At 71.8% G+C, this 12,950-nt stretch carries 15 protein-coding genes; 8 read left to right on the top strand and 7 right to left on the bottom strand.

The features are described from left to right. Position 1: 1 nt before the first annotated feature. The 3 genes from ACF08D_RS05440 to ACF08D_RS05430 all read right to left on the bottom strand — a co-directional run bounded on the left by ACF08D_RS05440 (position 2) and on the right by ACF08D_RS05430 (position 2,815). Positions 2–730, bottom strand: coding sequence for a transglycosylase SLT domain-containing protein (locus tag ACF08D_RS05440; protein WP_392221236.1), 729 nt, complete (start codon positions 728–730; stop codon positions 2–4). Positions 731–1,034: 304 nt separating this feature from the next. Next, on the bottom strand, positions 1,035–2,117 hold the full coding sequence (locus ACF08D_RS05435) for an S-adenosylmethionine:tRNA ribosyltransferase-isomerase (RefSeq protein ID WP_392221235.1): 1,083 nt from the start codon (positions 2,115–2,117) through the stop codon (positions 1,035–1,037). Further along, the gene (locus ACF08D_RS05430; protein WP_392221234.1) at positions 2,114–2,815 is read right to left on the bottom strand and encodes an SDR family NAD(P)-dependent oxidoreductase; all 702 of its coding nucleotides are present in this window, start codon (positions 2,813–2,815) and stop codon (positions 2,114–2,116) included. Before ACF08D_RS05430 ends, ACF08D_RS05435 begins: the two co-directional genes overlap by 4 nt. Before the next feature lie 175 nt (positions 2,816–2,990). Here ACF08D_RS05430 and ACF08D_RS05425 point away from each other — a divergent pair, with 175 nt between their 5' ends. The 3 genes from ACF08D_RS05425 to ACF08D_RS05415 all read left to right on the top strand — a co-directional run bounded on the left by ACF08D_RS05425 (position 2,991) and on the right by ACF08D_RS05415 (position 5,176). After that, entirely contained in the window at positions 2,991–4,148 is a 1,158-nt protein-coding gene (locus tag ACF08D_RS05425) for a GAF domain-containing sensor histidine kinase (protein ID WP_392221233.1), read from the top strand. Then, complete coding sequence (locus tag ACF08D_RS05420; RefSeq protein ID WP_392221232.1) at positions 4,141–4,785, top strand: response regulator; 645 nt, start codon at positions 4,141–4,143, stop codon at positions 4,783–4,785. The genes ACF08D_RS05425 and ACF08D_RS05420 overlap by 8 nt, the downstream gene beginning before the upstream one ends. 145 nt (positions 4,786–4,930) lie before the next feature. After that, positions 4,931–5,176: a chaplin gene (locus ACF08D_RS05415; RefSeq protein ID WP_392221231.1), complete on the top strand. Its 246-nt coding sequence runs from the start codon at positions 4,931–4,933 to the stop codon at positions 5,174–5,176. A gap of 54 nt (positions 5,177–5,230) precedes the next feature. Here ACF08D_RS05415 and ACF08D_RS05410 read toward each other — a convergent pair whose 3' ends face one another. Further along, positions 5,231–6,037: a hypothetical protein gene (locus tag ACF08D_RS05410; protein WP_392221230.1), complete on the bottom strand. Its 807-nt coding sequence runs from the start codon at positions 6,035–6,037 to the stop codon at positions 5,231–5,233. 157 nt (positions 6,038–6,194) lie between these two features. Here ACF08D_RS05410 and ACF08D_RS05405 point away from each other — a divergent pair, with 157 nt between their 5' ends. From ACF08D_RS05405 to ACF08D_RS05390, 4 genes are all read left to right on the top strand, one after another. Beyond that, complete coding sequence (locus ACF08D_RS05405; protein WP_392221229.1) at positions 6,195–6,986, top strand: ABC transporter ATP-binding protein; 792 nt, start codon at positions 6,195–6,197, stop codon at positions 6,984–6,986. A gap of 46 nt (positions 6,987–7,032) precedes the next feature. Then, on the top strand, positions 7,033–7,461 hold the full coding sequence (locus ACF08D_RS05400) for an NfeD family protein (protein ID WP_392221228.1): 429 nt from the start codon (positions 7,033–7,035) through the stop codon (positions 7,459–7,461). Positions 7,462–7,621: 160 nt separating this feature from the next. Continuing rightward, positions 7,622–8,593, top strand: a complete 972-nt coding sequence (locus ACF08D_RS05395) for an SPFH domain-containing protein (protein WP_392221227.1) — start codon at positions 7,622–7,624, stop codon at positions 8,591–8,593. 76 nt (positions 8,594–8,669) lie between these two features. Continuing rightward, positions 8,670–9,440, top strand: coding sequence for a sulfite exporter TauE/SafE family protein (locus ACF08D_RS05390; protein ID WP_392221226.1), 771 nt, complete (start codon positions 8,670–8,672; stop codon positions 9,438–9,440). A 93-nt stretch (positions 9,441–9,533) separates the two neighbouring features. Here the strand turns inward: ACF08D_RS05390 and ACF08D_RS05385 are convergent, their stop codons facing one another. The 3 genes from ACF08D_RS05385 to ACF08D_RS05375 form a co-directional block, all read right to left on the bottom strand. Further along, positions 9,534–10,073: an HNH endonuclease gene (locus tag ACF08D_RS05385; protein ID WP_392221225.1), complete on the bottom strand. Its 540-nt coding sequence runs from the start codon at positions 10,071–10,073 to the stop codon at positions 9,534–9,536. 171 nt (positions 10,074–10,244) lie between these two features. Continuing rightward, on the bottom strand, positions 10,245–10,796 hold the full coding sequence (locus tag ACF08D_RS05380; protein WP_392221224.1) for a YbhB/YbcL family Raf kinase inhibitor-like protein: 552 nt from the start codon (positions 10,794–10,796) through the stop codon (positions 10,245–10,247). A 51-nt stretch (positions 10,797–10,847) separates the two neighbouring features. Further along, entirely contained in the window at positions 10,848–11,630 is a 783-nt protein-coding gene (locus ACF08D_RS05375; RefSeq protein WP_392221223.1) for a sporulation protein, read from the bottom strand. An 81-nt stretch (positions 11,631–11,711) separates the two neighbouring features. Between ACF08D_RS05375 and ACF08D_RS05370 the strand changes: the two genes are divergently transcribed. Next, a complete protein-coding gene (locus ACF08D_RS05370; protein ID WP_392221222.1) occupies positions 11,712–12,353 on the top strand; it encodes a DNA-3-methyladenine glycosylase in 642 nt (213 codons plus the stop codon). Positions 12,354–12,950: the final 597 nt, after the last annotated feature.

Genomic DNA, 12,950 nt, shown 5'->3' with positions numbered 1-12,950 from the left:
CTCAGTAGGCGCTGTTCACGTTGTCCATGGAGCCGTAGCGGTCGGCGGCGTAGTTGCAGGCCGCGACGATGTTGGCGACCGGGTCCCACTGGCTCTTCTTGGTGCCGGGGATGTGGTACGCGTCGAACGTCGGCTTGATGACCTGGAGCAGGCCGATCGACGGGACGCCGTTGATGGCGTTGATGTCCCAGTTGTTGATCGCGTTCGGGTTGCCGCTGGACTCCCGCATGATGTTGCGGTGGATGCCCTCGTAGGAACCCGGGATGTTGTGCTTCTTCATGATGGACATCGCCTCGCGGATCCAGCCGTCGAGGTTGTTCGCGTAGACCGGCTTGCGGGCGGCGGCGCGGCTGGCGGCGGCCTTGGCGGCGGCACGCTTCTTGGCGGCGGCCTCGGCCTTCGCCTTCGCGGCGGCGGCGCTCTTGGCCTTCGCGGCGGCCTCGGCCTTCGCCTTGGCGGCGGCCGCGTCGGCCTTCGCCTTCAGCTCGATGGTGGTCTGCTGCTCGGTGATGCCGAGGTGCAGCGGCTTGCCCTGGGCGGTGCCGGTCAGGGCGACCGGGGCGGCGCCGACGGCGGCGACGGCCTTGGGCTCGGTCTCGGCGGCGGCGTCGTTGCCGGGAACGATCGAGAACGCGACGGCGGCGGCGCTGAGAGTGGCGACGCCCGCCAGGGAGAGCTTGTGGTTCTTCTTGAGACGGCTGAAGCCGGGGCGGTTGCTGAACGCGGACATGCAGTCGTACCTCTTCGAATCGCTGGACTGTCGCCTGGCCGGGGCGGCGCTACGCCTGCTGCGGCGGGCGACGGCTGCAATTCTTAGCGGCCGCAAAATCCTCTGGCAAAGGTGTGACGTACGAAGGCGGGTAGTGGATCAGCGGATGGGAAAGTGCGCGGTCTGACCCGTTTCGCACCACATCCACCAGGCTGATCCGACCTTTATGTCCATTACTACCCGACCTCGTACGTGATCTGCGCCCTATGCGCGGGCTCACATCGGGCACGTAACGGTCTCACCATCTGTTGCACGAGCAATGCTCTCAGTGAGGCCCCTCGTCCGGCAGGAGGAGGTGCACGTCGCCGAACTCGTGCCACAGGTAGAGCCGCCTCAGCGCCTCGGCGTACGCCCGGCCCAGCACCCGGCGCCCCGCCCCCGGCCCGGCCGCCCGCTCCGCGACCGCCTCCAGCATCAGCAGGTGCGACGCCTCCGGCTCGTGCAGCCCCGTCAGCAGCCCGTCCACCACCCGCACCCCCCGCCGCGGCGTCACCACCAGGTCCGTCCACCCCTCCACCGGGCGTACGACCCCGTCCGCACCCGCCGCCGACTCCAGCGCCCGTACCGCCGTCGTCCCCACCGCCACGATCCGCCCCCCGGCCGCCCGCGCCGCACCCACCAGCCACGCCGTCACCGCCGGCACCGAGAACCGCTCCGGATACGGCGGCTCGTGCGCCTCCGCCGACGCCACCCCCGTGTGCAGCGTCACCGGCGCGAACTGCACGCCCCGGCTCACCAGCTCCGCCACCGCCCCCGCCGTGAAGGGCCGCGCGGCGCTCGGCATCTCCGCCGACCCCGCCCCGTCCGGCGCCGGCCGCGCGAACACCGTCTGATACGCGGCGAGCGGCTGGTCCCGCTCCGTGTAGCCGTACCGGATGGGCCGCCCGTACGCCGCCAGCAGCCCCGGCACCCCCACCGACACCGATGCCCACCACAGCCGCGCCGACCCCGCCGCCCCCAGCGGCTCCTCCAGCACCAGCCGCGCCCCGCCCGGCAGCCGCACCACCCCGCCCGCCGGCCCGCCCGGCCGCGGCCGGGTGCTGCCCCGCCCGTCCGGGTCCCGCAGCTCCACCGACCAGCGCCCGTCGTCCCCGTGCGTCGAGAAGTGCACCACCACACCGTCCCCGCCGAGCCGGCCGTTCACCGCCGCCGCCAGCGTCGGCGAGGTGTTCACCACCAGCACGTCCCCGGCGCGCAGCACCCCCGGCAGGTCCCGGAACGCGTGGTGCGACACCGCCGCCCCCCGCGACACCATCAGCCGCACGTCGTCCCGCCCCGCGCCCCGCTGCTCCGCGGGCACGCGCGCGGAGAGCTCGGCAGGCACCCGCAGCGCCTCCAGCACGCTCACGCCCCCACCTCCAGCAGCGCCGGGGCCACGTACCGCCCGCTCGCCGGCCGCTCGGCCAGCAGCCGCAGGAAGCCCGGCACCACCGACTCCGGATCCGGCCGGTGCGAGTCGTCGTCGACCGGGACGGCGGCCCGGTACAGATCCGTCCGCATGTCGCCCGGGTCCACCGCCCACACCCGCAGCCCCGGCTCCTCCACGGCCAGCACCGCCGCCAGGTGGTCCAGCGCCGCCTTCGACGCCCCGTACCCGCCCCACGTCTCGTACGGCTCCACCGCCGCGTCCGAGCTCACCGCCACCACCGCCCCCGCCGCGCTCGCCCGCAGCAGCGGCAGCGCCTCCTGCACCAGCCCCAGCGCGGCCACCACATTCGTCTCCAGCGCCTCCCGCAACCCGTCCAGGGACAGCGCCTCCAGCCGCACCAGCGGCTCCGCGCCCAGCGCGCTCGCACTGCTCACCAGCAGGTCCAGGCCGCCCAGCTCCCGGGCCGCCGCCACCAGCGCCGCCCGGTGCCACCGGTCGCCCACGTCCCCCGGCAGCGCCACCACCCGCGTCCCGTACGCCCGCGCCTCCCGCGCGCTCTCCTCCAGTACGGGACCGGTGCGGGCGTCCAGCACCAGGTCCCAGCCCTCCCGGGCGAGCGCCGCGGCCAGCGCCCGCCCCAGCCCCTTCGACGCACCCGTAATGATCGCGACGGCCATGACGGCCACCCCTTCCTCGTCGGAGTCGATGGCCTCAGCCTGCGACCCCGCCCCCGCCCGCCGCCTCGGGCCGCGGCCCCGGACCGCCGGGGACTTCGACCTAGGCCCCCGGCCGCACCCCGCCCCCGTCCCCGGCCCGATACGGACTGTCACCCCCCGCGGGTAACGTGAACGCATGACCGATCGACCGCCCGGCTCCGGCCTCGCCGCCGTCAGCACCGCCCTGCTCGCGATGAGCAGGCACCTGGAGGTGCACGACGTCCTCAAGACGATCGTCGCCTCCGCCCGCGAGCTGCTCGACGCCGAGTACGCGGCCCTGGGCGTCCCCGACGACCACGGCGGCTTCGCCCAGTTCGTCGTGGACGGCGTCGGCGAGGAGCAGTGGAAGGCGATCGGCCCGCTGCCCCGCCAGCACGGCATCCTCGCCGCGATGCTCCACGGCGCGAAGCCCGAGCGCCTCGCCGACGTCCGCAAGGACCCCCGCTTCGAGGGCTGGCCCGCCGCCCACCCCGACATGTCCGACTTCCTGGGCCTGCCCATCCAGGACGGCGACGAGACCATCGGCGCGCTCTTCCTCGCCAACAAGCGCTGCTCCCGCGAGCCCGCCCCCGCCGGCGGCTGCGGCTTCACCGAGGCCGACGAGGAGCTGCTCGGCATCCTCGCCCAGCACGCCGCCATCGCCCTCACCAACGCCCGCCTCTACGAGCGCAGCCGCGAGCTGACCATCGCCGAGGAGCGCTCACGGCTCGCCCATGAGCTGCACGACGCGGTCAGCCAGAAGCTCTTCTCCCTCCGCCTCACCGCCCAGGCCGCCGCCGCCCTCGTCGACCGCGACCCCGCCCGCGCCAAGGGCGAGCTCCAGCAGGTCGCCGCCCTCGCCGCCGAGGCCGCCGACGAGCTGCGCGCCGCGGTCGTCGAGCTGCGCCCCGCCGCGCTCGACGAGGACGGGCTCGTCCACACCCTCCGCACCCAGATCCAGGTCCTCGACCGCGCCCACACCGCGCGCGTGACCTTCGACAGCTGCGGCGTCCGCGCCCTGCCCGCCGCCCAGGAGGAAGCCCTCCTCCGGGTCGCCCAGGAGGCCCTGCACAACGCCCTGCGCCACTCCGGGGCCGGCCGCGTCGCCGTGTCCCTCGTGCGGCACGGCCAGGGCGCGCTGCTCAGCGTCACCGACGACGGCAAGGGCTTCGACCCCCGCTCCGTCCGCCGCGCGGGCCGCCACCTGGGCCTGGTCTCCATGCGGGACCGGGCGAGCGGCGTCGGCGGCCGGCTCACCGTCCAGTCCGCGCCCGGCGAGGGCGCCACCGTCGAGATGGAGGTCCCCGGTGGCTGAGACCGGCATCCGCGTCCTGCTGGTCGACGACCACCAGGTCGTCCGCCGAGGACTGCGCACCTTCCTGGAGGTCCAGGACGACATCGAGGTCGTGGGGGAGGCGGGGGACGGCGCCGAGGGCGTCGCCCGCGCCGAGGAGCTGCGCCCCGACGTCGTCCTCATGGACGTGAAGATGCCCGGCATGGACGGCATCGAGGCCCTGCGCAAGCTCCGCGAGCTGGCCAACCCGGCCAAGGTGCTGATCGTCACCAGCTTCACCGAGCAGCGCACCGTCGTCCCCGCCCTGCGCGCGGGCGCGTCCGGATACGTCTACAAGGACGTCGACCCCGACGCGCTGGCCGGCGCCATCCGCTCGGTCCACGCCGGGCACGTCCTGCTCCAGCCCGAGGTCGCCGTGGCCCTGCTGTCCCAGGAGGACACCGGCGGCGGCACCGGCCGCGGCGGCACCCTGACCGAACGGGAGCGGGAGGTCCTCGGGCTGATCGCCGACGGGCGCTCCAACCGCGAGATCGCCCGCGCCCTCGTCCTCTCCGAGAAGACCGTCAAGACCCACGTCTCGAACATCCTGATGAAACTGGACCTCGCCGACCGCACCCAGGCCGCCCTCTGGGCCGTCCGGCACGGCCTGACCGGCTGAGTCAACCGGCGACCCCCCCACCGGTACGAGATTCATACCGTCGTGTGTATGTCACCCACTCGGCGCAACCGGAGCGCCGCGCGGGCGTTCTCCATGGCGTGCTGCGGGGATCACCGCAGCGAGCCAGTCGACGGAGGACAATCCCGTGAAGAACCTGAAGAAGGCCGCCGCTGTCACCATGGTCGCCGGTGGGCTCGTCGCCGCCGCCGCGGGCGCCGCGTCCGCCACCGGCGGTGCCCACGCGGACGGCGCCGCCGTCCATTCGCCCGGCGTCGCCTCCGGCAACCTGGTTCAGGTCCCGGTCCACGTCCCGGTGAACGTCTCGGGCAACAGCGTCAGCGTGATCGGCCTGCTCAACCCCGCCTTCGGCAACACCGCCGTCAACCACTGAGGCACGGACCGGCCCCCAGCCCCACCTGGGGGCCGCCCCACCCCGCGAGCGCCCTCAGCCCCGCTCGCGCTCCCGCTCCTCCACCCAGGCGTTGAAGGCCGCCACCTGCGCCCGCCTGGCCACCCGCTCCACCGGACGCAGCGCCTCCCCGCGCGCCGCCATCTCCGAGGCGCTCACCGCCCCGCCCTGCGCGCCACCCGTCCCGTACGCCGGGGCGTACGCCAGCGACACCAGCATCCCCACCCGCCGCGCCAGCTCCAGCACCCGCGCCGCCCGCGGCGGATACCCCGGCGCCAGCACGTCGCCCCCGGCCTCCGCCCGCGCCCGGTAGGCGTCCAGCGCCGCCTCCGCCGCCGGACCCGACGCCGCCACGTCCAGCCGGGTCAGCACCACCGTCGCCTCCCGCAGCGCCTCCGCCAGCTCCCGCTCCGCCTCCCCGAGCGACGGCACGTCCGCCGGCGGCGCCTCCCGCACCGGCAGGCAGTGCCACACCACCTCCACATGCACATCGCCCTCGGGCCCCGCCTCGTCCACCTCCGGTACGAGCCCGAAGGGCGCCCCGCACCCCACGACCGCCTCCCCGGCCTCCAGCGCCCGCGCGTTGAACTCCGGCGGCCCGCTCAGCCCCAGCGGATGACCGGGAGCCGGCAGCGCCACCCGCCACCCCGCGACCCCCAGCGCCCGCAGCCGCCCCAGCGCCAGCGTCAGCCCCACCGGCCCCCGCTCGCCCGGCAGCCCCTCCACCCGGTGCACGGCATCGTCCCCCACGATCGAGAGCACGGCCTCATCCGGCGACACCAATCCGGCCAGCAGGGCGTTCCCCCATGCGGCCAGCCGTCCTGAACGCGGTTCCGAAAGCATCCCCCCAGCCTAGGGTCTCCCCATCCACCGGACCGAAGAGACGAAAGGAGACCTAACGACCGGCACCCGCCACCAGTGGCGTAGGTTTTCCCTGGGAGCTTCGCCCACAGGCGCAAGCGCCGACGAGACTCGACCGCATAGGGGAGACAACGCGCTCATGAGCGATGTACTGGAGCTGGTGGACGTATCCGTGGTCCGCGACGGACGCGCTCTGGTGGACGACGTCTCGTGGTCGGTCAAGGAGGGCGAGCGCTGGGCCATCCTCGGCCCCAACGGCGCCGGCAAGACCACCCTCCTCAACGTCGCCTCCAGCTACCTCTTCCCCAGCAGCGGCACCGCCACCATCCTCGGCGACCGCCTCGGCACCATCGACGTCTTCGAACTGCGCCCCCGCATCGGCATGGCCGGCATCGCCATGGCCGACAAGCTCCCCAAGCGGCAGACCGTCCTCCAGACCGTCCTCACCGCCGCGTACGGCATGACCGCGACGTGGAACGAGGACTACGACACCGTCGACGAGGACCGCGCCCGCGCCTTCCTCGACCGGCTCGGCATGACCGAGTTCCTCGACCGCAGGTTCGGCACCCTCTCCGAGGGCGAGCGCAAGCGCACCCTGATCGCCCGCGCCATGATGACCGACCCCGAACTGCTGCTCCTCGACGAGCCCGCCGCCGGCCTCGACCTCGGCGGCCGCGAGGACCTCGTCCGCCGCCTCGGCCGCCTCGCCCGCGACCCCTACGCCCCCTCCATGATCATGGTCACGCACCACGTCGAGGAGATCCCGCCGGGCTTCACCCACGTCCTGATGATCCGTCAGGGCAAGGTGCTCGCCGCCGGACCGGTGGAGATGGAGCTGACCTCCCGCAACCTCTCGCACTGCTTCGGCCTCCCGCTCGTCGTCGAGCGCGTCGGCGACCGCTACACCGCCCAGGGGCTCCCCCTCTCCTGAGCCCGCGCCCTGTCGGCGGACCCGCACCCCGACCTACCATGACCACGTGGACATCGACGCATGGGTCTGGTGGCTGATCGGCGCGGTGGGGCTCGGCATCCCGCTCGTCATGACCGCGATGCCGGAATTCGGAATGCTGTCCGTGGGAGCGATCGCCGGGTCCGTCACCGCGGGCCTCGGCTTCGGCGTCGTGGCCCAAGTGGTGGTCTTCGCCGCCGTGTCGGTCGCCCTCATCGCGGTCGTACGCCCCATCGCGGCCCGCCACCGTGACGGACGCCCCCAACACGCCACCAACGTGGACGCCTTGAGGGGCCGGCAGGCCGTCGTCCTCGAACGGGTCGACGGCGGCGGCGGGCGCATCAAACTGGCCGGCGAGGTCTGGTCCGCCCGCGCCCTCGACTCCGACCAGGTCTTCGAACCGGGCCGGCAGGTCGACGTCGTCGAGATCGACGGGGCCACCGCCGTGGTGATGTGACGGCCCGTACGAGAGACGACGGCGGCGAGCCCACGGGGAAACCCGGTCAACTCCCGCCGAACGGCGCACGCGAGAGCCGGCCGTCTGCGAAAATCGATCATCGAACCGGCCGGCAACGAACCGGCGGACAACCGGCAGCGAAGGGCACGGGGAACACACGATGCCATCAGTCATCATCGTCCTGGTCATCCTGGTGGTGCTCGTCTTCATCGCCCTGATCAAGACGATCCAGGTCATCCCGCAGGCCAGCGCCGCCATCGTCGAGCGCTTCGGCCGCTACACCCGCACCCTCAACGCGGGCCTGAACATCGTCGTCCCGTTCATCGACTCGATCCGCAACCGGATCGACCTGCGGGAACAGGTCGTCCCCTTCCCGCCCCAACCGGTGATCACCCAGGACAACCTGGTCGTGAACATCGACACCGTCATCTACTACCAGGTGACCGACGCCCGCGCCGCGACCTACGAGGTCGCCAGCTACATCCAGGCCATCGAACAGCTCACCGTCACCACCCTGCGCAACATCATCGGCGGCATGGACCTGGAGCGCACCCTCACCTCCCGCGAGGAGATCAACGCCGCCCTCCGCGGCGTCCTCGACGAAGCCACCGGCAAGTGGGGCATCCGCGTCAACCGCGTCGAGCTCAAGGCCATCGAACCGCCCACCTCCATCCAGGACTCGATGGAGAAGCAGATGCGCGCCGACCGCGACAAGCGCGCCGCGATCCTCACCGCCGAGGGCATCCGCCAGTCCCAGATCCTCACCGCCGAGGGCGAGAAGCAGTCCGCCATCCTCCGCGCCGAGGGCGAGGCCAAGGCCGCCGCCCTCCGCGCCGAGGGCGAGGCCCAGGCCGTACGCACCGTCTTCGAGGCCATCCACGCCGGCGACCCCGACCAGAAGCTGCTCTCCTACCAGTACCTCCAGATGCTCCCGAAGATCGCCGAGGGCGACGCCAACAAGCTCTGGATCGTCCCCAGCGAGATCGGCGACGCCCTCAAGGGCCTCTCCGGCGCCTTCGGCAACCTCGGCGGCGGCGCCCCCGGCTTCAACACCTCGGGCACCGGCGGCACCGCGGCCGGAGGCAAGGAGCGCCCGCCGGCCCAGCGACGCGAGGAACCCCCGGTCGACTGACGCGACCGCCCTTCGTGCATGATCAGTGCCTCAAGCACCCATCGCAGAGACACCGATCCCGCACGAAGGGCACAGCGTGACGATCTGGGAGATGCTCGCCGTCCTCGCCGCAGGCATCGGCGCCGGCACGATCAACACCATCGTCGGATCGGGAACACTCATCACCTTCCCCGTCCTCGTCGCCACCGGCCTCCCCCCGGTCACCGCCACCGTCTCCAACGCCCTCGGCCTGATCCCCGGCTCCATCAGCGGCGCCATCGGCTACCGCGCCGAACTCACCGGCCAGCGCCGCCGCGTCCTGCGCCTCGCCGTCGCCGCCGCCACCGGAGCACTCGGCGGAGCCGTCCTGCTCCTCCTGCTGCCCGCCACCGCCTTCGAGACGATCGTCCCGGTCCTCGTCGCCCTGGCCCTCGTCCTCGTCGTCCTCCAGCCGCGCATCTCCCGGGCCGTCCAGCGCCGGCGCGAACGCGAAGGCACCACCACCAACCCCGACGGCGGCCCCCTCCTCTTCCTCGGCCTGCTCCTCGCCAGTGTCTACGGCGGCTACTTCACCGCCGCCCAGGGGATCATCTACCTCTCCCTGATGGGGATGCTGCTCAACGACAGCCTCCAGCGCCTCAACGCCACCAAGAACATCCTCGCGGCCGTCGTCAACACCGTCGCCGCGCTCTTCTTCCTCTTCGCCGCCCACTTCGACTGGACGGCGGTCCTCCTCATCGCCGTCGGCTCCACCATCGGCGGCCAGATCGGCGCCAAGGTCGGCCGCCGCCTCCCGCCCACCGCGCTCCGCGCGGTCATCCTCGTGGTGGGCGTCCTCGCCATCGTCCAGCTCACCACCCGCGGCTGACCCGCCCGCGAACCGGCGCACACCACAGGAGCCCGCCCCGGTACCCACCGGAACGGGCTCCACCTCATCCACCTGCCAAGAGCGTTCAGCGGCTCACGCGGCCACCGCCGCCTCCGGCGCACCCGGACGGTAGTTCCCCGCCCCCAGCCACTCCGGAAGCCCCGCCCGGTCCCGCACCCCCAGCGCCAGCAGCATCGCGTCCGCCGGCGACGGGACGAACGGCTGATGCAGCAGCGGCATCCCCGCCTGCTCCGGCGTACGGTCCGCTTTGCGGTGATTGTCCTCGGCGCAGGACGCCACCGTGTTCAGCCAGTGGTCCCCGCCGCCCTGCGCCCGCGGCACCACATGGTCCACGGTCGTCGCCCGCCGCCCGCAGTACGCGCACCGGTGCTGGTCCCGTATCAGCACTCCCCGCCTCGACCACGGAGCCTGTCTTCGGAACGGCACCCGTACATACCGGCAGAGCCTGATCACCCGGGGCACCGGCAGATCGACGGCCGCCGCACGCACCCGCAGGCGGGGATGCTCCTGCTCGACCACGGCCTTGTCCTGGAGCACCAGCACCACCGCACGGTGAAGCGTCACCGTCGAAAGCGGCTCGAAGCTCGCGTTGAGTACCAGCGTGTCCCGCATCCTGCCCACCTCCCGCATGCCGGCCCCGCCCTCATGGCGGGCCTGGGCTGGAGACCAACTCTGGCCGGGCGCGCCGGGTTGGACAACGCAATAAACGACGTCCGTGCGCAACGAAAGATGCCCGCTCCTGATCTCTCCAAGACCAGGAGCGGGCAAACGGAAAGCGAACGATCAGCTTTCGGCAGGCTCCGCGTAGTGTCCGATCACATGCGCCCGCGCCAGCGTGTGGAAGCGGAGATTGAACCCGACCACCGCCGGCGACGCCTCCGCGTCCGGCCCGAGCTTCTCGGTGTCCACCGCGTACACGGTGAACACATAACGGTGGTCCTCGCCCGCCGGCGGCGCGGCCCCGCCGAAGTCCTTCGTCCCGTAGTCGTTGCGGACGTGCACCGCCCCCTCGGGCAGCCCCTCGAACTTCCCGCCACCCGCACCGGCGGGCAGCTCGGTCACCGACGCCGGGATGTCGAACACCGTCCAGTGCCAGAACCCGCTCCCGGTCGGGGCGTCCGGGTCGAAACACGTCACCGCGAAACTCTTCGTCCCCGCCGGGAAACCCTCCCACCGCAGATGCGGCGAGGTGTTCCCGCGCGCGTACACCTGCGCGTCCCCCAGCACCGCCCCCGGCGCGACGTCGTCGCTCACCACCGTGAACGACGGCACCTCCGGATGGAAGTCATGGGGAAGCGGCGCCCGGTTCTCCCCGCTCACTCCGGCCTCGGTCACCTCGGAAACCTCCGTCTCGCTGTCTGTGCCTGATCAGTCCCGGCCGAACCCTCAGAGCCAGTTGCGCTTGCCGCTCACGTCGGCCAGCCACTGGTTGAGGTAAGCGGCCCAGTCGGTGTTCTGGAAGTCGTGCAGCCCCACCGTGAACGCCCGGTAGGAGTCGCTGCTCTCACTGAACAGACCCGGCTTCTTGTCCATCTCCAGGACGACGTCCATCTCGCGCTCGTCCGCGATGAACGTCAGCTCCACCTGGTTCAGCCCCCGGTACTGCTGCGGCGGGAAGAACTCGATCTCCTGGTAGAACGGCAGCTTCTGCCGCGTACCCCGGATGTGCCCCCGCTCCATGTCCGCGCTCTTGAAGCGGAAGCCCAGCTGGATGAAGGCGTCCAGGATCGCCTGCTGCGCCGGCAGCGGGTGCACATGGATCGCGTCCAGGTCGCCCGAGTCCACCGCCCGCGCGATCTCCAGTTCGGTGGTCACCCCGATGTCCATGCCCCGGAGCTGCTGCCCGGCGATCGTCGTGACCGGCGTCTCCCACGGGATGTCCAGACCGAACGGCACCACGTGCACCGCCCCGGCCTTCACCTCGAAGGCCCCGCCGAGCCGGACCTTGGTGAACTCGACGTCCTGCTTGTACTCCTGGTCACCGCCCTCGACCTCGACCCGCGCCTGGAGACCGACCGACAGCCCCTCGATCCGCTGATCTACCGAGCCGCCCTGGATGCGCACCTCGCCCTGGACGACCCCGCCGGGCACCACGTTCGCCTCGGTGAGCACCGTCTCCACCGACGCGCCCCCGGCCCCCAGGCTCGCGAGCAGCTTCTTGAACCCCATGTTCACTCCTTTTCGGATCTGACCCCTACACACGCGCATACGCGGATCGACCGCCGCCGGTTCCCAGTACGCTCGTACGACATGATCGAGAGCTCCGACCGTACGCCGCTGCCGCGGGACTTCTTCGACCGCCCCGTACTGGAGGTCGCCCCCGACCTGCTGGGCCGCACCCTGGTACGCACGACGGACGACGGCCCCATCGAGCTCCGCCTCACCGAGGTGGAGGCGTACGCGGGCGAAGCCGACCCAGGCTCCCACGCCTACCGCGGACGCACCCCCCGAAACGCCGTGATGTTCGGCCCGCCCGGCCACGCCTACGTCTACTTCACCTACGGCATGTGGCACTGCCTGAACCTGGTGTGCGGCCCCGAGGGCTCCGCGAGCGGTGTCCTCCTGCGCGCCGGTGAGGTACGGGTCGGCCAGGAGCTGGCCCGGAAGCGTCGACTCTCGGCCCGATACGACAAGGAACTGGCCAAAGGCCCGGCCCGTCTCGCGACCGCCCTGGACGTCGACCGCACCCTCGACGGCACCGACGCGTGCGACGGCCCCGCGTCCCCGCTCTCGGTCCTCACCGGCACTCCGGTCGCGGCCGACCAGGTCAGGAGCGGTCCCCGCACGGGAGTGGGCGGGGAGGGCGCCACCCACCCCTGGCGCTTCTGGATCGAGGGCGACCCCACGGTGAGCCCGTACCGGGCCCACGCCCCCCGGAAGAGGAAGCGGTGACGGGGGGTTGACTTGAGGCGCGGAAGCGCCTAATGTCTACCGAGCTGCAAGAGCTGGGCCTGCCGTTTCAGGCGCCCGGGGGCAGCCATCCACCACCCAAGATCGATCTCCCCAACGGGTTCGCGCTTTTTGGCGTGTCCGAGCGCGTCCGAAAGGGAATCCGAACGGCCCGATTATGAATCGGCCGGGGAAATGGTCTAAAGTGGCGGAAGCCGAAAGGCAAAGGCCCTCCAACGGCCACCGGAAACAGAATCCGAACCGGAAACGGAACGGAAAAAGGATCTGGTAAGGTTGGAAACACCGAAGGGAAGCGCCCGGAGGAAAGCCCCAGAGAATGTTCTGCGGGTGAGTACGAAGGAAGCGTCCGTTCCTTGAGAACTCAACAGCGTGCCAAAAATCAACGCCAGATTAGTTGATACCCCGTCCATCCAACGGATGGTCGAGGTTCCTTTGAAAAAACACAGCGAGGACGCTGTGAACCGGAAGGACTATTCCTCCTTCTGGTTCCGCTCAACGCGAGTGCAACCCGATCACGGGTAAACATTCACGGAGAGTTTGATCCTGGCTCAGGACGAACGCTGGCGGCGTGCTTAACAC

It is taken from the genome of Streptomyces sp. NPDC015131 (assembly GCF_043079975.1).
Taxonomy (GTDB): Bacteria; Actinomycetota; Actinomycetes; order Streptomycetales; family Streptomycetaceae; genus Streptomyces.
This window is presented reverse-complemented; position numbering and strand designations above follow the sequence as displayed.